Raw genomic sequence first — 22,788 nt, 5'->3', positions numbered from 1 at the left:
TATTTCGCACAGAAATGGAGAAAATGCAGATGACAAGAGATCAGGCGTATGAAATCTTAACAAAATACATGAAAGGTGAGAATTATATTACACATTCTCTGGCAGTTGAGGCTATTATGAAGGGATTGGCCAAACGTCTTGCGCCGGACGAGGTGGAATATTGGGGAATTGCAGGATTGCTGCATGATCTGGATGAAGAGCAATGTGACTGGGAGCATGACTTAAGTGTACACGGACCGACATCGGTAGAAATCTTAAAAAAAGAAGGAATTGATGATCCTGTATTATTTGGAGCGATCTGTGCACATAATCCGAAAAGTGGCGTGAAAGCGAAAACAAAAATCCAATATGCACTTCTGGCGGCAGATCCAATGAGTGGTTTCTTAAAAGCGGTTGCGCAGATTTACCCGGATAAAAAGATTGCAAGTGTAAAAAGAAAGTCTGTTATAAAACGTTTTAATGAAGCACGATTTGCGAAAGGTGCCAATCGTGATTACATGGAAAGTATCGAATTTACAGGGCTGATGTTGGAGGACCTGATTGATATCGGATTGGAAGAAATGTGTGCGATCTCTGATGAATTAGGATTATAACAAAGTATAAAAATGGTGTTGTAAGAAATATAGATCTTACAACACCATTTTTAATATATCATTAATTATTCATAACGCTCATCGATGACACGTTTTGTCTTCTTTTCGCTTCGAGGTAATAATCCGATTTCAACAACTTTAACTAACGGTGTAAAGCCTATGCGGCTTTTGACGGTAGCTGCGATTCGTTTGGCAAGATCAAGGAAGTCAACCGTTCCATTTGTTTCAACATAGATTCGCATGGTGTCTTTTCCGTCAAGATGAGAAATGCGGATCTGATATTCACTGGATACTTCAGAAAATCCTTTTAAGATTTCTTCAATCTGAGCTGGGAACACATTTACACCCTTGATCTTCATCATATCATCGGTACGTCCCATAATAGTATCGAGCCGTGGGAATCTGCTTCCGCAAGGACATTCTCCCGGAATGATGCGGGAAAGATCATGTGTGCGGTAGCGGATAAGAGGTGCTCCTTCTTTGACCAGGGTGGTAATGACGATTTCTCCGAGTTCTCCGTCCGGAAGTACTTCACCGGTTACAGGGTCGATGATCTCAATGTAAATATAATCATCCCAGTAGTGCATACCACAGTCATGGGAACAGCTGATTCCGATTCCCGGTCCATAGATTTCCGTCAGGCCATAGATGTCATAGAGTTCAATTCCAAGTTCTTCCGTGATACGCCGGCGCATTTTTTCACCCCAGCGTTCAGAACCAATGATTCCTTTCTTCAGATGGATCTTGTCTTTGATTCCTCTTTTTTGGATTTCTTCTGCAAGAAGCAGGGCGTAAGAGGAAGTAGAACCGAGAACGGTTGTCTTCATATCCATCATCATCTGAAGCTGTTTGTCGGTGTTTCCGGGTCCCATAGGAATAACCATGCTTCCTAATCTTTCGGCACCTGCCTGAAATCCGATTCCGGCAGTCCAGAGTCCGTATCCGGGTGTGATCTGAATACGGTCCAGATTTGTAAGACCGGCCAATTCATAGCAGCGTTGAAACATGATTGCCCAGTCGTCTACATCTTTCTGAGTATATGGAATGATGACCGGCAGTCCGGTGGTACCGGAAGAAGAGTGGATTCGGACAATCTTTTCTTCCGGTGCGGTCATCAGACCAAGAGGATAAGCATTTCTTAAATCATTTTTCTCAGAAAACGGAAGCTTTTGAAAATCTTCCGCTGACTGTATACTGGTAACACCGGCTTCTTCTAATTTCTTTCCATAGAAACTTTCCGCTTTCAGGAGCGCCTGTATCTGATTATTTACCTGTGCGATTTGTGTCTCTGTAATCTGCATATGTCGTGTTCCTGCCTTTCTTTGTTATATGTTATAGTTTAATGCCCGGAGATTCATTTCATGGAATTTCTCGGGAAGTGTATATTTCATAATGTCTTCTATTTCAGAGATTGTAAAGTCCAGTACTCCGGTCCGTATGGCTGCGCCAAGAAGCACCATGTTCAGTACTTTGGAAGAACCAATGTCTGCACATGCCTGATCTGCATTTACAAGAGTCAGATTAGGAACAGCCGCTTTTAGATATTCAAGCATCTGAGGTGCATCATAATCTGATCCGCTTAAGGTAGCAGTAACTGGTTTTACAGCTCGGGTGCTGACAACAATATGTCCGTGGTCTTTGAGATAGGGAAGCATACGGACTGTCTCACCTGGTTCGAAGCCGATGATCAGGTCGGCAGTTCCTGTTTCGATCATTGGCGAATAGAGATTATCACCCATACGAAGATGACTGAATACACTACCACCACGCTGAGCCATACCGATGGTCTCGGCACTCATGACAGGAATATCTTTACTCATAGCTGCTGCGGCAAGAAGTTTGGAAGCGAGGACGGTTCCCTGACCGCCGACGCCGCACAGGACAATGTTTTTTTGATTATTCATGTTTTTTACCTCCTATAATAGCAGCTGTAGGGCATACCTGACTGCATAATCCGCAGCCGGTACACATCGTATCATCAATGCAGACATTACCGTTGTCAAGTACAATGGCAGGGCATCCAAGTTCACGGATACATTTTTTACATCCGATACATTTTTCGGCATCTATATGAAGAGAAAACTCCGGCTTGGTGATGGCTATACATGGTGATTTGAATATAATAGCTTTTACACCTGTCTTATCAGCCATTTCCCGGACGCATGCTACAGATGAGTTCAAATCCAGCGGATTTACAGTCTTAACATCTGTAACGCCGATTCCGCGGAGGACTTGTTCGATATTAATTTTTTGCACGATCTCCCCCATCACTGTGCGGCCGGTTCCAGGGTGTGGCTGATGTCCGGTCATGGCTGTGGTAGAGTTATCCAGAACGATCAGTATCATATTCGCCTGATTGTACACGGCATTGACAACACCTGTGATCGCAGAGGCGAAGAAGGTTGAGTCTCCGACAAACGCAAAGCATGTGGTGTCAGGTTCCACTTTTTCGATACCTTGTGCGATATTCAATCCGGCACCCATACACAGACAGGTATCAACCATATCGAGAGGAAGGGCATTTCCGAGCGTATAACATCCGATATCCCCGCAGAAAACGGTTTTCTTTCCTTTCATAGCTTTTTTTACGGCGTAGAAAGAAGCTCTGTGAGGACATCCGGCGCAAAGTACCGGCGGGCGGACCGGCAGTGCCGGCGGTTCCGGAAAATCAGTGGTGACAGGGGAGGTAAGACCAAGGAATGTATTAATATAGGTAGTTATAGTGTCACGGGTGTTTTCTCCGGCACAGGCAGTATGACCACTGAGTTTTCCGCTAATTCTGGTTGGAAGATGATATTTTCCGCATATATAGATCAGCTCACGTTCGATAACCGGATCAAGTTCTTCCAGGCAGAGAACTTCATCAAGTCCAGAAAGGAAATCTACTGCTAATTTTTCCGGAAATGGATGAGGCGTGGCAATTTTTAAAGTCTTTACCATACCGGTCTTTTTTAATGTTTCCATCGTGTAGGTATAGCTGATCCCTCCGGTGGCGATTCCTTTTTTTGAATCCTTGAAAGCATCGCAGGATGGATGAATCGTATTTTTCTCATAAGAAGAAAAGATATCGGATAATTCCTGGTTACGTGCTTCGATTTTTTTGTGATTCATGAAAGATAATCTAGGAAAGATAACCCAGCGTTTGGAATCTTTGATAAAACCTTCCGGTTGGTGGTGGGTATATTCTGTCTCATCTTTTACCATGATAGACGCGTAGCCATGACAGACACGTGTGGTTGGACGTAAGAATACCGGAGTACCGTATTTTTCTGAATATTCAAAAGCTTCCTGGATCATCTCATAAGCTTCCTGTGCCGAAGATGGGTCAAAGCAAGGCAGCTTGGAAAATCTGGAAAAATGTCTGGTATCCTGCTCTGTCTGAGAAGAAATCGGACCCGGATCATCTGCTACGAGAATGACCATTCCGCCTTTGATCCCGACGTACTCGAGACTCATCAGCGGATCGGAAGCAACATTTAATCCGACCTGCTTCATGGTTACCATGGATCTTGCACCGGCATAAGAAGCTCCGGCAGCCAGTTCCATGGCCGCTTTTTCGTTCACGGACCATTCCACATACACATCATCCGGCCGGTGTTTTGCTATAGTTTCCAGAACTTCCGTAGAAGGGGTTCCGGGATAACCGGCTACGACATTAACTCCGGCAGCAACTGCACCGAGGGCAATTGCTGCATTTCCCATTAAAAATTCTTTATGCATAATCATATCACCTCTAATTGTACGAATTCGTTATTTAAATAGTATAATATGTCTGATAAAAAAATGCAATCTTTTGGTAACGTGATAAAGTGGAATAAAGCAAGGGAAACGAAGAATGTCTTTTCGGGAATACAAGGATATGATAGAATAACACTACCAGATAGATTGTGACAGGTATCAGAAAATAAAAAGAGGTATGTAAGATGAAAAAATATGATTATTTAGTAGTCGGGTCAGGATTATATGGGGCAGTGTTTGCTCGTGAAGCAAAAAAAGCGGGGAAATCTGTTCTGGTAATTGATAAACGTCCGAATATTGCGGGAAATGTATATACAGAGGATGTAGAAAAAATTCATGTACATAAGTATGGTGCACATATTTTTCATACAAATAATAAGAAAGTATGGAATTATATCACGCAGTTTGCGGAGTTTAACAGATTTACGAATTCACCGGTAGCGAATTATAAGGGTGAGTTATATTCACTTCCTTTTAATATGTATACATTTAACAAGATGTGGGGAGTGGTGACACCGGAAGAAGCAGAAGCGAAGATAGAAGAGCAGAGAAAGGAAATTACGGGAGAGCCAAAGAATCTGGAAGAACAGGCAGTTTCACTGGTTGGAAGAGATATCTATGAGAAATTGATCAAGGGTTATACAGAGAAGCAGTGGGGACGTGACTGCACAGAACTTCCGGCATTTATTATCAAGAGACTTCCGGTGCGTCTGACATTCGACAATAATTATTTCAATGCAATGTATCAGGGAATTCCTGTGGGAGGGTACACGAAGATGGTAGAGAATCTTCTGGATGGCATAGAGATCCGTCTGAACACAGAATATCTGGAGCATAAAGAGGAATTAGATGCGCTGGCAGAAAAAGTAGTTTATACAGGACCGATAGATGCTTATTTTGAATATAAACTCGGAACGTTGGAGTACCGCTCTGTAAGATTTGAGACGGAACTTTTAGACAAGCCGAATTTCCAGGGGAATGCAGCTGTAAACTACACAGACAGAGAGACGCCTTGGACACGTATCATCGAGCATAAGTGGTTCGAATTTGGAAAGGATTCAGAAGGAAATGATATTCCAAAGACTGTGATCAGCCGAGAATACAGCTCTGAATGGAAATTGGGTGACGAACCATATTATCCGGTCAATGATGAAAAAAATGGAGCATTGTACGCAGAATACAAAAAATTAGCGGAAAAAGAAGAGAACGTGATCTTCGGAGGCCGTCTAGGGGAATATAAATATTATGATATGGATGCTGTCATAGCATCAGCGTTAGAACTCTGTGAAAAGGAACTCGGAATTATAACCGGGTAATAATGAAAAAAGTATGCATAGAAGCAATTGTCTTTGCACATATGCATACTTTTTTGCCATTTTTGCTTGAACTTGAGTCTAATACCAACTATAATGGGGGCAGTTGCTTTGTGAAAGATAGACGATATATTATTTTAGGAGAATAGATATGGGAAGATATTTCGGAACAGATGGTTTCCGTGGCGAAGCCAATAATAACTTAACAGCAGATCATGCGTACAAGATCGGAAGATTTCTCGGATGGTACTATGGAGAAATAAAACGTCAGAATGGTGATGATACACCGGCACGTATTGTAATTGGAAAGGATACGAGACGTTCCAGCTACATGTTCGAATATACATTGGTAGGTGGACTTGTTGCATCGGGAGCAGATGCTTACCTGCTTCATGTTACAACAACACCATCTGTTGCTTATGTGGCAAGAACGGATGAATTTGATTGCGGGATCATGATCTCTGCAAGTCATAATCCGTATTATGACAACGGAATCAAACTGATCAACGGTAATGGCGAGAAGATGGATGAGGGAACGATCGCACTGGTAGAAGACTATCTGGATGGCAAACTGGAAGTATTTGGGGAAAAGTATGAGGAGATTCCATTTGCACATACATCTAAGATCGGACGTACGGTAGACTATGTATCAGGAAGAAACCGTTACATCGGATATCTGATTTCACTTGGACTTTATTCTTTCAAGGGTGTGAAAGTCGGACTGGATTGTGCGAACGGAAGTTCATGGAATCTGGCAAAGTCTGTATTTGATGCACTTGGAGCCAAGACATATGTAATCAATGCAGAGCCGGACGGAACGAATATCAATAACAATGCAGGATCTACGCACATCGGCGGCCTGCAGAAATTTGTTGCCGAGAATGGTCTGGATGTTGGATTTGCATATGACGGAGATGCTGACAGATGTCTCTGTGTAGATGAAAAAGGGAATCTGATAGATGGAGATGCAATTCTTTATATTTATGGAAAATATATGAAAGAACGTGGCAAACTGGAAAACAATACGGTCGTTACAACAGTTATGTCTAATTTTGGATTATACAAAGCATTCGATGAGGCAGGGATTGATTATGCAAAGACTGCAGTCGGAGACAAATATGTATACGAATATATGACAAACAATGGATGCATTCTCGGAGGAGAACAGTCCGGCCATATTATTTTCTCAAAATATGCTTCCACAGGAGACGGTATCCTTACCAGTCTTAAGATGATGGAAGTTATGATGGCAAGAAAGAAGAAAATGAGTGAACTCATGGAAGGGCTTCATATTTATCCACAGGTTTTGGAGAATGTACGTGTGACAGATAAGAAAGCAGCGCAGGACGATGCGGATGTACAGAGCGCGGTACGGGCAGTAACAGAAGCCCTTGGAGATACCGGACGTATCCTTGTGCGGGAATCCGGAACAGAACCACTTCTCAGAGTTATGGTAGAAGCAGAGACAGAAGAAATCTGTAAAAAATATGTAGATCAGGTTGTAGATGTCGTTAAGAAAAAAGGATATGTGATCGGCTAAAGCAGCGGACCTGAGGCGGAGATAAGATACATAAATACCAGAAATGGAATAGATTATATTAAGAATAATACAGGGAGAAAAAACGAATTATGTGTGGAATTGTAGGATTTACAGGTGAACACCAGGCAGCACCGATCTTGTTGGATGGTTTGTCAAAACTGGAATATCGTGGTTACGACTCTGCAGGAATTGCTATACGTGACGGCAGTGCAGATGCAGAGATCATTAAGGCAAAAGGCAGACTGAAAGTTCTTGCTGAGAAGACGAATGATGGTGAATCCGTAAAAGGAACCTGCGGTATCGGTCATACAAGATGGGCAACACATGGAGAACCATCTGAGAATAATGCACATCCTCATGCAAGTGATGATGGAAATGTTGTGGCTGTTCATAATGGTATTATTGAAAACTATCAGGAATTAAAGGATAAACTTGTCCGTAAAGGGTATACATTCTATTCTGAGACAGACACGGAAGTAGCAGTAAAACTGATCGATTATTATTATAAAAAATATGAAGGGACTCCGGTAGATGCGATCAATCATGCGCTGGTACGGATCAGAGGCTCCTACGCATTGGCAATTATGTTCAGAGATTATCCGGAAGAAATCTACGTAGCAAGAAAGGACAGTCCGATGATCCTTGGAGTTGCGAACGGAGAATCCTATATTGGTTCCGATGTTCCTGCAATTCTGAAATATACGAGAGATGTATACTATATCGGTAACCAGGAGATGGCACGTGTCCGTAAAGGTGAGATTACATTCTATAACCTGGATGGAGAAGAGATTGAAAAAGAATTAAAGACGGTTGAATGGGACGCAGAGGCAGCAGAAAAATCAGGATATGAGCATTTCATGATCAAGGAAATACATGAGCAGCCAAAGGCAGTTTCAGATACACTGAATTCTGTTATAAAAGACGGAATGATTGATCTTTCAGAGGTCGGACTTTCGGAAGAAGAGATCAAAGAGATCAGCCAGATTTATATCGTGGCATGTGGATCGGCATATCATGTCGGAGTGGCAGCACAGTATGTCATGGAAGATCTGGCAAGAATTCCGGTACGTGTAGAACTTGCATCAGAATTCCGCTATCGTAATCCGATTCTTGATCCGAAAGGACTGGTAGTCATTATCAGCCAGTCAGGAGAGACCGCAGACAGTCTGGCAGCACTCAGAGAATCAAAGAAACAGGGAGTAAAGACACTTGGTATCGTGAATGTAATCGGTTCTTCTATTGCCAGAGAGGCAGACAATGTATACTATACACTGGCAGGACCGGAGATTGCAGTTGCGACAACAAAAGCATACAGCACACAGTTGATCGCAGCTTATACACTTGCAATTCAGTTTGCAAAGATCAGAGGACAGATTACAGAAGAACAGTATACCGGATATATTGAAGAACTTCAGAGCATTCCGGAGAAAATTCAAAGAATTATCGAGGATAAAGAGAGACTTCAGTGGTTTGCATCCAAACAGGTGAATGCGAAAGACATTTTCTTTATCGGTCGTGGAATTGATTATGCGATTTCCCTTGAGGGAAGCCTTAAGATGAAAGAAATCAGCTATATTCATTCGGAGGCATATGCAGCAGGAGAATTGAAGCACGGAACGATTTCCCTGATTGAAGAGGGTACACTGGTTATCGGAGTACTGACACAGCCGGAATTATATGAAAAGACACTGAGCAACATGGTAGAGTGTAAGAGCCGTGGCGCATATCTGATGGGACTTACAACATTTGGACATTATAATATTGAAGAAAACGCAGATTTTTCTGTATACATTCCAAAGACAGACCCTCATTTTGCAACATCACTTGCAGTTATTCCGCTTCAGTTACTTGGATATTATGTATCAGTAGCAAAAGGTCTGGATGTAGATAAACCGAGAAACCTTGCAAAGAGTGTAACAGTAGAATAGAAATGAACAGGGTGGGATATGGCATGATAAACAGTCATGGTATATCCCGCTTTTTTGTGCTATACTGATTTTAACTGTAAAAAAGACAAATAAACAAAGGAGAAAGAGAATTATGAAAACAGCATTAGTCATTATGGCTGCAGGAATGGGTTCGCGTTTTGGCGGCGGAATTAAGCAACTGGAACCGGTAGGCCCAAATGGGGAGATCATTATGGATTATTCCATTCATGATGCAATAGAGGCCGGATTTAATAAAGTAGTATTTATCATTCGTAAGGATATCAAAGATGCATTTCATGATGCGATCGGAAAAAGAATTGAAGGAATCTGTAATGAATTGAACATAGAATTTGCTTATGCATATCAGGAGTTGGATGATCTCCCGAAAGGAATTGAAAAGCCGGCCAAGAGAAGCAAGCCGTGGGGAACAGGACAGGCGGTACTGGTATGTAAAGATATTATCAAAGAGCCATTCGTAGTTATTAATGCAGATGACTATTATGGAAAAGAAGCATTTGTAAAGATTCATGAGTTCCTTGTGGAAAATTATACACCGGAAAAATCAAAAGAACTTTGCATGGCCGGATTCATTCTCGGCAATACTTTAAGTGATAACGGAACTGTTACAAGAGGAATTTGTGCAGTAGATGAGAATGATTATCTGACAGATGTCGTAGAAACTTATGAAATCAAAAAGACATCAGACGGAGCAGAATCTCAGGGAAATAGAATTGATGTAAATGCACATGTATCGATGAATATGTGGGGACTGACACCGGAGTTTGTAGGACTTCTGGAGGAAGGATTTGTAGAATTCTTTGAGAATATCAAAGGGGATGAAGCAAAAGAACTGAAAGGTGAATATCTGCTCCCGATCTATATTGATGAACTTCTGAAAAAGGGAACAGTAAGTGTCAGACTTCTGGAGACACAGGACAAATGGTTTGGCGTAACTTATAAAGAAGACAAACCGGTTGTAGTAGAGTCATTTGCAAAACTGATTGCAGACGGTGTATATCAGAAAGATCTGTTTGCAGATCTTAAGGCGTAATATCCGGGATATAACCGCAGGTATGATATCGAAAGCATGTGATTGAACAGGAAGAAAAAAGACAGGAAAGAATATGACGGAAAACAGGAGAAAGAGAAATAAGGCAGGAATTATCTGGCTGTTTCTTATGCTGATATGGCTGACGGTGATTTTTTCATTTTCAGCAAAAAAGGCAGATGAATCGACGGTAATGAGCCACTCCGTCGGAAAGTTGATTGGAAATATCGTGATTCCGGAGTACAGATCCTGGCCGGAAGATAAACAGGAGCAGTTTGCGGAAAAGATAGATTTCCCGGTACGCAAATGTGCGCATGCGTCGGAATACGCAGTCCTTGGTGTGTTGATGCTGGGGACTGCGTACTCTTTTGCGGAAGATCAGGGAAAAAAGAACAGATTATTATGCTGGTGTGCAGGTACGGCATACGCAGCAACAGATGAATTCCATCAACTATTCGTGCCTGGGCGCAGCTGTCAGTTCAGGGATGTCTGTATTGACAGTGCAGGCATACTGACAGGTATCGTGCTGTTTAGCCTGATAAAGCATCAGATCGCGAAATATAATGAAAAGAAAAAAGTGGCAAAAAACGTGAAAAATCAAGGGAAATCCCTTGACAAGAATCATGATTCGTAATAAACTAAACAAGCGTGCATGGGAACGTTTTGTTTTGATGTGCGACTATTCACAAGATGAATAAGCAACTTATTATAATCGTAGGAGGTGAAAGAAATGCCAACATTTAACCAGTTAGTAAAAAAAGGACGTCAGACATCTGTAAAGAAGTCTACAGCACCAGCACTTCAGAAAGGATACAACTCTTTAAAGAAGAGAAGTACGAATACTTCTGCACCACAGAAGAGAGGTGTTTGTACAGCTGTTAAGACTGCTACACCTAAGAAACCTAACTCAGCTCTTAGAAAGATCGCCAGAGTACGTCTGTCTAACGGAATCGAAGTAACAAGCTATATCCCGGGAGAAGGACACAACCTTCAGGAGCATAGTGTTGTTCTGATCCGTGGAGGAAGAGTAAAAGACCTTCCAGGTACAAGATATCATATCGTAAGAGGAACACTTGATACAGCAGGTGTTGCTAAGAGAAGACAGGCTCGTTCTAAATACGGTGCTAAGAGACCAAAAGATGCTAAGAAATAAATCTATTGCATAGACAACAGATAAGATTTCAAACCAATTAAAAATGTAATCACAAACAGAACTATGATTATGTAAGTTGCAAGGTATATATATGTATGCCCTATGCACTACACAGTATCATTAGAAAGACACATGTGAGTACCGATGAATTAAATTAAGATGTTTAAGGAGGGAAGGACCGTGCCACGTAAAGGACATACTCAGAAAAGAGACGTATTAGCGGATCCAGTATACAACAATAAAGTGGTAACCAAGCTTGTCAACAACATTATGCTTGATGGTAAGAAGGGTGTTGCACAGAAAATCGTATACGGAGCGTTTGAAAGAGTTGAAGCAAAAGCCGAAAAGCCAGCTATCGAAGTATTTGAAGAGGCTATGAATAACATCATGCCAGTACTTGAGGTAAAGGCTAGACGTATCGGAGGAGCTAACTACCAGGTACCGATCGAGGTTAGACCTGAGAGAAGACAGACTCTTGCACTTCGTTGGCTGACAGTATACTCTCGTGCTAGAGGAGAGAAAACAATGGAAGAAAGACTGGCTAACGAAATCCTGGATGCAGCAAACAATACAGGCGCATCTGTAAAGAAGAAAGAAGACATGCACAAGATGGCAGAAGCAAACAAAGCATTTGCTCATTATCGTTTCTAATTATAGGAGGAAAAAATCTTGGCTGGAAGAGAATATCCATTAGAGAGAACAAGAAATATCGGTATTATGGCACATATCGATGCTGGTAAGACAACTCTTACCGAGCGTATCCTGTACTATACCGGTGTTAATTATAAGATTGGAGATACTCACGAAGGTACTGCTACCATGGACTGGATGGAACAGGAGCAGGAAAGAGGTATCACAATCACTTCTGCGGCTACAACATGCCACTGGACACTCGAAGAGTTCACAAAACCTAAAAAGGGAGCTCTTGAGCACCGTATCAACATCATTGATACTCCGGGACACGTTGACTTTACTGTAGAGGTTGAACGTTCACTCCGTGTACTGGACGGCGCTGTCGGCGTCTTCTGTGCTAAGGGTGGTGTTGAGCCTCAGTCAGAAAACGTATGGCGTCAGGCTGACACATACAATGTACCAAGAATGGCATTCATCAATAAGATGGATATCCTGGGTGCTGATTTCTACAATGCAGTAGACCAGATTAAGACCAGACTTGGAAAGAACGCTATTTGTCTTCAGTTACCAATCGGTAAAGAAGATGACTTCAAGGGAATCATTGACCTGATGGAAATGAAAGCTTACATCTACAACGATGATAAGGGAAATGACATTTCTGTTACAGATATCCCGGAAGATATGGCAGATGATGCAGAACTTTACCATACAGAAATGGTAGAGAAGATCTGCGATCTTGATGATGATCTGATGATGCAGTATCTGGAAGGTGAAGAACCATCTGTTGAAGATATGAAGAAAGCACTCAGAAAAGCAACATGCGAGTGTACAGCAGTTCCTGTTTGCTGTGGTTCAGCTTACAGAAACAAAGGTGTACAGAAACTTCTTGATGCAATCCTTGAGTACATGCCTGCACCAACAGATATCCCGCCAATCGATGGTGTGGATGAGGATGGTAATGAGGTTGTAAGACATTCTTCAGATGAAGAGCCGTTCTCAGCACTTGCATTCAAGATTATGACAGACCCATTCGTAGGTAAACTGGCATACTTCAGAGTTTACTCTGGTACAATGAACTCAGGTTCTTATGTACTGAATGCTACAAAGAATAAAAAAGAGCGTGTTGGACGTATCCTTCAGATGCATGCCAACAAACGTGAAGAGCTTGATAAAGTATATTCAGGTGATATCGCAGCTGCTATCGGATTTAAATTCACTACAACAGGTGATACAATCTGTGACGAGCAGCATCCTGTAATTCTGGAATCAATGGAATTCCCAGAACCAGTTATCGAGCTTGCTATCGAGCCTAAGACAAAAGCTTCCCAGGGTAAACTTGGTGAATCTCTTGCAAAACTGGCTGAAGAAGACCCTACATTCCGTGCTCATACTGATCAGGAGACTGGACAGACAATCATCGCTGGAATGGGAGAACTTCATCTTGAAATTATCGTAGACAGACTTCTTCGTGAGTTCAAGGTAGAAGCTAATGTAGGTGCTCCTCAGGTTGCTTACAAAGAAGCATTTACAAAACCAGTTGATGTCGACAGCAAATATGCAAAACAGTCAGGTGGACGTGGACAGTACGGACACTGTAAAGTTAAATTCGAGCCAATGGATGTTAACGGTGAGGAAACATTCAAATTCGAATCTTCTGTAGTTGGTGGAGCTATTCCGAAGGAATATATCCCGGCTGTAGGTGAAGGTATCGAAGAGGCTATGCAGTCTGGTATCCTTGGAGGATTCCCGGTTGTTGGTCTTAAGGCTAACGTATATGACGGTTCTTACCATGAAGTCGATTCAAGTGAAATGGCTTTCCATATTGCAGGTTCTCTTGCATTTAAGGACGCTATGAAGAAGGCATCTCCGGTTCTTCTTGAGCCTATCATGAGAGTGGAAGTTACTATGCCGGAAGAGTACATGGGTGACGTTATTGGAGACATTAACTCACGTCGTGGACGTATCGAAGGTATGGATGACCTCGGCGGCGGAAAGATCGTTCGTGGATTCGTTCCATTGTCAGAAATGTTTGGATACTCTACAGACTTACGTTCCAGAACACAGGGACGTGGTAACTACTCAATGTTCTTCGAGAAATACGAGCCAGTACCGAAGTCAGTACAGGAAAAGATTTTATCCAGCAAAAATGACTAATTATTTATAAAATGCTTGAAAAAGTGCTACATTTGAAATATAATCAAATGTAGCCGAGCAAACGAACAATTTGTTAATATGCCATATGGCACTAAATTAAGGAGGATATTCAAAATGGCTAAAGCTAAATTTGAAAGAACAAAACCGCATTGTAATATCGGTACTATCGGTCACGTTGACCACGGTAAAACAACTCTTACAGCTGCTATCACAAAGACACTTGCAGCAAGAGTACCAGGAAACACAGCAGAGAACTTTGAAGATATCGATAAAGCTCCAGAAGAGAGAGAACGTGGTATCACAATTTCTACAGCTCACGTTGAGTACCAGACAGAGAAACGTCACTATGCACACGTTGACTGCCCAGGACATGCTGACTACGTAAAGAACATGATCACAGGAGCTGCTCAGATGGATGGAGCTATCCTTGTTGTAGCTGCTACTGATGGTGTTATGGCTCAGACAAGAGAGCACATCCTGCTTTCTCGTCAGGTAGGTGTTCCTTACATCGTTGTATTCATGAACAAATGTGATATGGTTGACGATGACGAACTTCTTGAATTAGTAGAAATGGAAATCCGTGAACTCCTTGACGAGTATGAATTCCCAGGAGATGATACTCCAATCATCCAGGGATCAGCTCTTAAAGCTCTTGAAGATCCTAACTCAGAGTGGGGAGACAAGATCATGGAACTCATGGATGCTGTAGATTCTTATATCCCAGATCCAGAGCGTGATACAGATAAGCCATTCCTTATGCCAGTAGAGGACGTATTCTCTATCACAGGACGTGGTACAGTTGCTACAGGTAGAGTAGAGCGTGGTGTTCTTCATGTATCTGACGAAGTAGAAATCGTTGGTATTCACGAAGAGACTAAGAAGACAGTTGTAACAGGTGTTGAAATGTTCCGTAAACTTCTTGATGAAGCTCAGGCTGGTGACAACATCGGTGCTCTTCTTCGTGGTATCCAGAGAACAGAAATCGAAAGAGGACAGGTTCTTTGTAAACCAGGTTCAGTAACATGCCATCACAAATTCACAGCTCAGGTTTACGTTCTGACAAAAGATGAAGGTGGACGTCATACTCCATTCTTCAACAACTATCGTCCACAGTTCTACTTCAGAACAACAGACGTTACAGGTGTTTGCGAACTTCCAGAAGGTGTTGAAATGTGCATGCCTGGTGACAACGTAGAAATGACAATCGAACTGATTCACCCAGTTGCTATGGAGCAGGGACTTCGTTTCGCTATCCGTGAAGGTGGACGTACTGTAGGATCAGGACGTGTTGCTACAATCATCGAGTAATACAATCTGAAAATAGATTTGTTATCGTAAGATAACTTGTGTCCAAACGTAAGATACCCGTAGAACCGAAGTTCTACGGGTTTTTCTGTTGCCTGGAAATATATAAAAAGAGCAGAAAAGAATAACGAATAGTATAGAAAAACGGTTGCCGGGAGAGTATCCTGACAACCGTTTGTGATAACAGAATGATAACAAAATCTTAAATTAATCCAAGCAAGGAGCTTTCATGAAGTACTGCAGATGGATTATATTTCTCTATAAGAGAATTTACAATTAAGCGATTTCCGGCACTAATTTTAGGACTTAAGGTAATTTCCATTTGTGCGTAAGCATGTTCGTCTAGAGTTAGATCATAGAAGGGAAAAGCTTGTTTTGCCTGCCCAAATAAAATTTTAGTACTAGTCGCTTGAAATTCTTTGACAGATTTATCAACTGCCTGATTAAGGTTTAGAGGCATGAGTAATAAAATGTAGCGCCATTCATGCTGGAATTCCCAATGAATATTCTTATGCTTGCCCAAATTACCTAGAGCAATACTAAATTTATCACCATCCTGATTTAATAACTTGGGATATAGCTTGGACGAATCAGAAGTATATTCGACTTTATGTAAAATATTATTACCCAATGCGCCAGGAGCTATAAATCCATTTTTTAACATATCTGCAATGGGAATTATGGATTTCAAATATGATCCATTTGAATTATCGGTTACTGTTTGATGTGTAACCTCCGATATGGATGAAGGGGTATTTTCAAATTCTTTAAAAGGATTAGCCTTCAGTTTTATTCGTACACCGGCGTTAAGCGAACTATACATTTTCCACATAGGAATATTTTCAGTTTCATCATCTGTCCATGAACTTACATAACAAAATTGACCAGCATTTTTTAAATCAAAAGCTTCTTTTTCTTGCAAATCATCCATTTGATCTAAGGAGGTTAATCTAAATGTGTGATTGGCTAAAATAAGGGCAAGAGTTTCAATATTAGTGTAATGATATAAATATTCAGGTGAATTCTCCATAATGATTTAATACCTCCTTAAGTCAGATCATATGTTTTAATCTCGTTTCCTTCGGTTCCCTTTTTGATTACAGTATGGCAGCCTATCGTGGTTCCCATAGCACGCAATTTCCATTCTTCCTGGGTAGCGTTTAGCTTATCCAATTCTTCCTGCCTCTTATCTTCATCTTCAATAGCTAATATTTCAGCTTTTTCCTTTTCGTAGACATTTTTAAACTGACACCACTTCTTAAAGAAATCCTGCATTGTAGGATTATCAAATGTCATTGCAATCTTCTGATCTGAAGTCTCCGAAAGAGAAAGATTTACAGAGTCATCGATTGCAAACAGGATGGAGAGTACATCTCCAACAGTCCCAATATTGAAATCAAGAAAAACACTGACATTTAATCCCAGTGCAGTTGCAATCTTTTCTAGCTGATCCGGTTTTGGATTCCGGATTCCCAGTTCATATTTTCTTATCGTACCAACATTAATGCCGGACAGCTCGGCTAATTGTATCTGACTGTATCCTCTGAATTCCCGGTATGCCCGGATTTTTTTACCTACCATTATGGCTGCCTCCTTAATTATATTTGTGTTTCTATTCTAGCACAAAAGTGAATGATGTGAAAGAGGTTGTTTTTTCAGAGTGGACCGTGAAACACTTTGGAATATAAAAATTAAATTCGCAAAAGGTTATTGACAAAGTCACAAAAGTGAATTATGATAGAAAACATCAAAAGAGTCACAAAAGTGACTGGAAAGGAGGAAGATATGAGAACTAATTATATGATGACTGTTGATGATGTCATGGAAGAATTAGGTGTAAAACGCAGTAAGGCATATTCCATTTTGAAGCAGCTTAATGATGAACTGGCAAAGGAAGGATATGTGGCAGTTCGTGGGAAGATACCACGTCCTTACTGGGAAACAAAATTTTATGGATGCTCTCAGAGAGCAGTATGAAGGAGGTTTTTAGATGTCAGCTTACAAGGACAAAACACAGGGAACCTGGTATGTAAGCTTCCGTTATATTGACTGGACAGGAAAGAAAACACAGAAGCTGAAAAGAGGGTTCAAGACAAAGAAAGAAGCATTGAATTATGAAAAGGAATTCATAAGAAAAACTGCGGCGGATATGAAAATGGAGATGAACAGTTTTATTCAAGTCTATTTTGAAGATAAAAAGAATGAACTGAAAGAAAATTCAATCCGTAACAAGCAGCACATGATGAACAAGCACATTGTTCCGTATTTTGGAACAAGAAAAATGAATGAAATTACACCGGCAGAGATTATCCAGTGGCAGAACACCATTCAGGAAAAAGGTTACAGCAAGACTTATGAGCGTATGATCCAGAATCAGTTAAATGCACTGTTTAATCATGCACAGAAAATTTACAATCTGAAGGAAAATCCATGTAAGAAAGTAAAAAAGATGGGGAAATCAGATGCAAATAAGCTGGAATTCTGGACGAAAGCAGAATATGACAGATTTATCGCCGGGATTGAGCCGGGGAGTGAGGATTATCTGATATTTGAAATTCTGTTCTGGACAGGAATCAGGGAAGGAGAGCTTCTGGCATTGAGTCTTTCAGATTTTGATATGAGTGGAAATCTCCTGCATATCAATAAGACGTATAACCGGATCAGGAAAAGAGATGTGATTGATACTCCAAAAACAGAGAATTCAGTCCGTACCATTGATATTCCAAATTTTCTTAAGGAAGAGGTGCAGGAGTATGCGAAGAAACATTATGGATTTCCGGAAGATCAGCGGTTGTTCCCAATTGTAGCGAGAACGCTGCAGAAACGTCTCAAGAAATATGAAGCATTGACTGGTGTAAAACCAATCAGAGTGCATGATATCCGGCATAGTCATGTGGCATATTTGATTTATCAGGGCGTAGAGCCATTGATTATCAAGGAGAGATTGGGACACAAAGATATTCAGATGACATTGAACACTTATGGGCATCTGTACCCGTCACAACAGAAAAAAGTAGCTGAGATGCTGGATAACAAACGTTAATACGGAGGTAGAAGCAAATGAAAACAAAGAAAGTAGTCGGAAAAATATTTGATGCAATTAACTACAGTAAGAAGTTGAAGATAAGTTCTATTTTACCAGATCGAGATTCAGATTATGTGATTCTTCTTGAATTAGAGGACGGAAGCAAATTTGAAATTATCATTATTCCTACAAGGAGATTTGTGTAAGGAGCAAAAGCTATGACTACTGACAGACAAAAAGAAAAAGCCCAGACAAAATATCTGAGCAAGTTCTCTGATAATCAGATTCACTGATATACCATCTTGGCAGATTCAGTATATCACGAATTGAAAGATACAACAATTCCCGAATATCTGTTCATCAGAGACTTGCCCGGAGGGGCAGGAGGTAGAAGTGACATTATTTGAACAGGTAAAAGAATGTGTGACAGCCAGACAGGCTGCGGAGCATTACGGGATAAAAGTAAAAAGAACTGGAATGGCGTGTTGTCCGTTTCATAAAGACCGACACCCAAGTATGAAGGCAGATAAAATATATCACTGCTTTGCATGTGGAGTGGGCGGTGATGCGATAGATTTTACAGCAAGGTTATTTGGAATATCACAGTATGAAGCTGCGAAAAAGATGATAGAAGATTTTGGACTAGATATAAAAATCGAAGACAGAAACAAATACAAAAGGACGCACCAAAGCAGGAATACTTTAATATCAAAGAAACCTAAAGTTGTGATGATCAGAGAAAAACTGGAGCAGTGGTTGAAACATGTAACAGACGTGCTGATCAGATATCTGAAATGGATTCAGTTCTGGAAAGAGTTTTACAAACCAGAACCAGAAGAAGAGTGGCATGAATTATTTACGGAGGCATTGGCAAATGAAAGAAAGATAAATGACTATCTGGACGTGCTGATGTTTGGAACAGGAGAAGAGATTGTAGAGTTTTTCAAGATGAAGAGAAGGGAGGTTGAAAAAATTGAAGAAAGAATTAACGAATATCAGCGAGAAGTCCTTGATGGAATTAGAAGATATTGTGAACGAGGAAATGCTTACAACAGAAGATGTCAATAATATGCTGGAGCATACGGATAAGGGAAGAACAAAGCAGACAATCAGAAACTGTGTAACGGTACTTCAAAATGATCCGGTACTGAAAAAAGCGATTAAACGAAATGAGCTTTCCGGAAGAATGGACATTGTAAAAGAGGTGCCATGGGAGCGGAGAAATAACAGTCCTACGGTTACAGATACAGACGAATACAATCTGAAAATGTATCTGGAAGAGCATTATGAAATAACAAGTGAGCGTGTGATCAAAGCGGGAATAGATATTGTTTCCAATGAAAATAAATATCACCCAATCAGAGATTATCTGGAGAGCCTGGTTTGGGACGGAATTCCAAGAATAGAAAATATGCTTCCGCATTTTCTGGGAGCAGAAAAGAGCAAATACACAATCGGAGTAATGAAAATGCACATGTTGGCAGCGATTTCAAGAATTTATGAACCGGGAATAAAATATGACATTATGCTGTGCCTGGTTGGAAGTCAGGGAGCCGGAAAGTCTACGTTTTTCAAATATCTGGCGATAAAAGAAGAATGGTTCAGCGACAATCTGGATCATCTGGATGATGAAAATATTTACAGAAAACTGCAGAATCACTGGATTATCGAAATGGGGGAAATGAAGGCAACTATCACAGCAAAGAATATTGAACAGATAAAATCGTTTTTGAGCAGACAGAAAGAAACTTACAAAGTACCTTATGAAGTTCACCCGGAAGACAGACCGAGACAGTGTGTATTTTGTGGTACTTCAAATGATCTGAATTTCCTTCCGCTGGACAGAACCGGAAACAGAAGATTTGCTCCGGTAATGACAGATATGTCGAAAGCAGAAGTTCATATTCTGGACAATGAGGCAGAGAGCAAAGCCTATATCGAACAGGCCTGGGCAGAGGCAATGGTACTGTATCGACAGGGAAATGTGTTCTTAGGATTTACAAAGGAAATTGAGGAAGAGGCAAAGCGTCTGCAGAAAGAATTTATGCCGGAAGATACCAATGCCGGAATCATACAGGCATTTCTTGATGACTACGATGACGAGTATGTATGTACCAGAATTCTGTTCGATGAAGCGCTACATCGAACCGGAGAAATGAAACAGTGGGAAGGTAAAGAGATTGCTAATATTATGAACAATGCAATTGAAGGCTGGAAACCACATGGTACACATCGGTTCGGAAAGGAATATGGAATACAGCGTTCATGGAAAAGGATGGAAGATTCTGTGAAGAAAGATAAAGACGGCTTTATGGAAGTACCGGAACAGTTGGAGATACCGTTTGAGTAAAGATTATTGTAAACGATGTAAACGGAACTTGAAGGAAAAACTTAAAAAGTTAACTTTTAAAATCTTTTGAGCCCCGTTTACAAATTCCGTTTACAAATTGGAAAGGAGCAGAAAATGATGAAACAGGGAAGATTAGGATACAACAGTAGTAATGGAAGATATGGATTATTATCATCAGACTTATGGATTGATACAGGATTTCACTGTGGAGAAGGACTGGAAGTGCTGGTAGGTGATGAATGGGTACAGACCAGAATGGAGATGAATCTGGCAAGAGAATGGTATCTAGTGGGGACATCTTATTGTGGAGATCTGGAATATGTGCAGGCAAGGATACCTGGATAAACAGATCTATGATCCACTTCGGTCGGTGCAGAACAGACGTCCATAAGGACGTTATGCCCCCGGCAGGGCGCAAGGGGACTTTTGATGGACGGTACGGCTGTCGAAAGTGCTTTTGCGTTACTTTTGACAAAAGTAACAAAACCGCCGTATCCGGCGAAAGTTTCTTAAATATCGCCATGTCTAGCGTAAATAAAAATTATGTGCCATATCTGGCACTCAAACAGAAAAGAGGTGAGAAAATTTATGATGAAAAGAACAATCAGTGGCATGATCGGAGCCGGTTCACTGGCTCATAACAGACGGGATTTTGTAGCAGAAAATGTAGATCCGGACAGAGTACAACTGAACATTTGTTATAAGAATGAGAATCTGAAGGAAGTTTATAAAGAGCTGTTTGACGATGCGGTTGAGAGATACAATGTCGGGAAAAGAAAGGACCGGAAAATTGCAAATTATTATGAAAAAATCCGACAGGGAAAACAGGAGAAGTTGTTCCATGAAGTGATCTTCCAGATAGGAAATCGTGAGGATATGGCAGTGGGAACATCAGAAGGAAATCTGGCTGTAAAGATACTGGACGAATATGTGAAAGACTTCCAGAAGCGGAATCCGACACTTCGGGTATTTAGCTGCTATCTGCATCAGGACGAAGCTACTCCGCATCTGCATATTGACTTTGTTCCTTATGTGACCAACTGGAAGGGAAAAGGAATGGATACCAGAGTTTCACTGAAACAGGCATTGAAAAGTCTTGGATTTCAAGGTGGAAATAAGCATGATACAGAACTGAATCAGTGGATAAATCATGAAAAAGAAGTGCTGGCTGAAATCGCAAAACAGCATGGAATTGAATGGGAACAGAAAGGCACACATGAAGAACATCTGGATGTTTACAATTTCAAGAAAAAAGAACGCAAAAAGGAAGTGCAGGAATTGGAACAGGAAAAAGAAAATCTGACAGTGGAGAATGAAGGATTGACTTCTCAGATTGCGGACGCAAGGGCAGATATTAAGCTTTTGGAAGAAGAAAAAATTCAGTTCCAGAAAGATAAAGAAACAGCGGAAAGACGTGCTGAGAAAGCAGAAGCGGAATTGAAAAAACTGGAGGACAGAAGAGAATTCCTGCAACCAGTGATGGATAATGTCAGTAAGGAAATAAAAGAATATGGAATGATTAAAACATTTCTGCCGGAAGCTACAGCATTGGAACGTGCGGTAACTTACCGGGATAAGAAAATAAAACCATTATTCATTGAAATGAAAAACAAAATCGGTGCGATGGCTGCACAGGTGAAAGAACTTACCAGAGAAAGAGATAAGTGGAAAAGTAAGTTTCAGAAGAAAAAGCAGGAGCACGAGAACACTAAAAAGGAACTGGCAGAAGTTCAGAAGGATTATCAGAAATTATCCGGTGAGAAAGAAATTCTGCAGGGAATTGCAGACAGATATAACCGACTTTTACGCATGTTGGGGAAAGATATGGTAGAACGACTGGTGCAGGACGATATCCGGATGCAGACGGAACTTGAAGCGAAAAAACAGAAAGAGCAAATGCCGAAAAAAATAAGTGATCGCATACCGTGGGCGAAAGAACGAAGTGAAGAACACAATGCACAAATTAAGAAGAATAAAGCAAAGTACAGAGGAATGGAGTTGTAAGGAT

The 22,788-nt window shown here is 41.0% G+C and carries 22 protein-coding genes; 17 read left to right on the top strand and 5 right to left on the bottom strand.

Translation table 11 applies throughout. From position 1 onward, the window contains the following. Positions 1 to 29 precede the first annotated feature (29 nt). Positions 30 to 593: an HD domain-containing protein gene (locus NKF87_RS12190; RefSeq protein WP_049947128.1), complete on the top strand. Its 564-nt coding sequence runs from the start codon at positions 30 to 32 to the stop codon at positions 591 to 593. A 65-nt stretch (positions 594 to 658) separates the two neighbouring features. On the opposite strand, the gene NKF87_RS12185 is transcribed toward NKF87_RS12190, so the two are convergent. The 3 genes from NKF87_RS12185 to iorA are packed head-to-tail and all read right to left on the bottom strand — an operon-like array spanning position 659 to position 4,313. After that, positions 659 to 1,894 (bottom strand): phenylacetate--CoA ligase family protein, encoded by a 1,236-nt coding sequence (locus NKF87_RS12185; RefSeq protein WP_118309487.1) that lies wholly within the window; start codon positions 1,892 to 1,894, stop codon positions 659 to 661. Between the two features lie 24 nt (positions 1,895 to 1,918). Continuing rightward, on the bottom strand, positions 1,919 to 2,497 hold the full coding sequence (locus tag NKF87_RS12180; RefSeq protein ID WP_117598176.1) for an indolepyruvate oxidoreductase subunit beta: 579 nt from the start codon (positions 2,495 to 2,497) through the stop codon (positions 1,919 to 1,921). Continuing rightward, complete coding sequence (iorA, locus tag NKF87_RS12175; RefSeq protein ID WP_253583618.1) at positions 2,490 to 4,313, bottom strand: indolepyruvate ferredoxin oxidoreductase subunit alpha; 1,824 nt, start codon at positions 4,311 to 4,313, stop codon at positions 2,490 to 2,492. The genes NKF87_RS12180 and iorA overlap by 8 nt, the downstream gene beginning before the upstream one ends. A 203-nt stretch (positions 4,314 to 4,516) precedes the next feature. Here iorA and glf point away from each other — a divergent pair, with 203 nt between their 5' ends. The 9 genes from glf (at position 4,517) to tuf (ending at position 15,408) form a co-directional block, all read left to right on the top strand. Next, positions 4,517 to 5,647 (top strand): UDP-galactopyranose mutase, encoded by a 1,131-nt coding sequence (gene glf / locus NKF87_RS12170; protein WP_055281957.1) that lies wholly within the window; start codon positions 4,517 to 4,519, stop codon positions 5,645 to 5,647. A 148-nt stretch (positions 5,648 to 5,795) separates the two neighbouring features. Continuing rightward, complete coding sequence (gene glmM, locus NKF87_RS12165) at positions 5,796 to 7,184, top strand: phosphoglucosamine mutase (protein WP_055281955.1); 1,389 nt, start codon at positions 5,796 to 5,798, stop codon at positions 7,182 to 7,184. 89 nt (positions 7,185 to 7,273) lie between these two features. Further along, a complete protein-coding gene (glmS, locus tag NKF87_RS12160; protein WP_117598180.1) occupies positions 7,274 to 9,112 on the top strand; it encodes a glutamine--fructose-6-phosphate transaminase (isomerizing) in 1,839 nt (612 codons plus the stop codon). A gap of 112 nt (positions 9,113 to 9,224) precedes the next feature. After that, entirely contained in the window at positions 9,225 to 10,163 is a 939-nt protein-coding gene (locus tag NKF87_RS12155; RefSeq protein WP_117598181.1) for a nucleotidyltransferase family protein, read from the top strand. 73 nt (positions 10,164 to 10,236) lie between these two features. Beyond that, on the top strand, positions 10,237 to 10,794 hold the full coding sequence (locus tag NKF87_RS12150; protein WP_117598182.1) for a VanZ family protein: 558 nt from the start codon (positions 10,237 to 10,239) through the stop codon (positions 10,792 to 10,794). Positions 10,795 to 10,890: 96 nt separating this feature from the next. Further along, entirely contained in the window at positions 10,891 to 11,313 is a 423-nt protein-coding gene (rpsL, locus tag NKF87_RS12145; protein ID WP_055281947.1) for a 30S ribosomal protein S12, read from the top strand. Between the two features lie 180 nt (positions 11,314 to 11,493). After that, positions 11,494 to 11,964, top strand: a complete 471-nt coding sequence (rpsG, locus tag NKF87_RS12140) for a 30S ribosomal protein S7 (protein ID WP_022415687.1) — start codon at positions 11,494 to 11,496, stop codon at positions 11,962 to 11,964. Between the two features lie 18 nt (positions 11,965 to 11,982). Next, the gene (gene fusA / locus NKF87_RS12135; RefSeq protein WP_055281945.1) at positions 11,983 to 14,100 is read left to right on the top strand and encodes an elongation factor G; all 2,118 of its coding nucleotides are present in this window, start codon (positions 11,983 to 11,985) and stop codon (positions 14,098 to 14,100) included. Between the two features lie 114 nt (positions 14,101 to 14,214). After that, positions 14,215 to 15,408: an elongation factor Tu gene (gene tuf / locus NKF87_RS12130; protein WP_028087889.1), complete on the top strand. Its 1,194-nt coding sequence runs from the start codon at positions 14,215 to 14,217 to the stop codon at positions 15,406 to 15,408. Positions 15,409 to 15,607: 199 nt separating this feature from the next. Here tuf and NKF87_RS12125 read toward each other — a convergent pair whose 3' ends face one another. Together NKF87_RS12125 and NKF87_RS12120 are read right to left on the bottom strand one after the other, a co-directional pair. Further along, positions 15,608 to 16,435 carry a DUF2971 domain-containing protein gene (locus tag NKF87_RS12125; RefSeq protein WP_253583617.1) on the bottom strand — a complete coding sequence of 276 codons (828 nt, stop codon included), beginning with the start codon at positions 16,433 to 16,435 and terminating at the stop codon, positions 15,608 to 15,610. Between the two features lie 17 nt (positions 16,436 to 16,452). Further along, positions 16,453 to 16,986, bottom strand: coding sequence for a helix-turn-helix domain-containing protein (locus NKF87_RS12120; protein ID WP_118392735.1), 534 nt, complete (start codon positions 16,984 to 16,986; stop codon positions 16,453 to 16,455). A gap of 204 nt (positions 16,987 to 17,190) precedes the next feature. Here NKF87_RS12120 and NKF87_RS12115 point away from each other — a divergent pair, with 204 nt between their 5' ends. From NKF87_RS12115 to NKF87_RS12085, 7 genes are all read left to right on the top strand, one after another. Continuing rightward, complete coding sequence (locus NKF87_RS12115) at positions 17,191 to 17,382, top strand: helix-turn-helix domain-containing protein (protein ID WP_009243123.1); 192 nt, start codon at positions 17,191 to 17,193, stop codon at positions 17,380 to 17,382. 13 nt (positions 17,383 to 17,395) lie between these two features. Then, on the top strand, positions 17,396 to 18,448 hold the full coding sequence (locus NKF87_RS12110; RefSeq protein ID WP_118392736.1) for a site-specific integrase: 1,053 nt from the start codon (positions 17,396 to 17,398) through the stop codon (positions 18,446 to 18,448). Positions 18,449 to 18,465: 17 nt separating this feature from the next. Continuing rightward, positions 18,466 to 18,636, top strand: coding sequence for a hypothetical protein (locus NKF87_RS12105; protein ID WP_009243121.1), 171 nt, complete (start codon positions 18,466 to 18,468; stop codon positions 18,634 to 18,636). Positions 18,637 to 18,823: 187 nt separating this feature from the next. After that, positions 18,824 to 19,498, top strand: a complete 675-nt coding sequence (locus NKF87_RS12100; protein WP_253583615.1) for a CHC2 zinc finger domain-containing protein — start codon at positions 18,824 to 18,826, stop codon at positions 19,496 to 19,498. Further along, positions 19,443 to 20,780 (top strand): virulence-associated E family protein, encoded by a 1,338-nt coding sequence (locus NKF87_RS12095; RefSeq protein WP_253584338.1) that lies wholly within the window; start codon positions 19,443 to 19,445, stop codon positions 20,778 to 20,780. The genes NKF87_RS12100 and NKF87_RS12095 overlap by 56 nt, the downstream gene beginning before the upstream one ends. A gap of 117 nt (positions 20,781 to 20,897) precedes the next feature. Next, a complete protein-coding gene (locus NKF87_RS12090) occupies positions 20,898 to 21,125 on the top strand; it encodes a DUF5348 domain-containing protein (protein WP_072446982.1) in 228 nt (75 codons plus the stop codon). 243 nt (positions 21,126 to 21,368) lie between these two features. Further along, positions 21,369 to 22,784: a plasmid recombination protein gene (locus tag NKF87_RS12085; RefSeq protein ID WP_301291796.1), complete on the top strand. Its 1,416-nt coding sequence runs from the start codon at positions 21,369 to 21,371 to the stop codon at positions 22,782 to 22,784. Positions 22,785 to 22,788 lie beyond the last annotated feature (4 nt).

It is taken from the genome of Dorea longicatena (assembly GCF_024168045.1).
GTDB lineage: Bacteria > Bacillota > Clostridia > Lachnospirales > Lachnospiraceae > Dorea_A.
The sequence above is the reverse complement of the archived record's forward strand: the minus strand, read 5'-3'. Positions and strand labels throughout refer to the sequence as shown.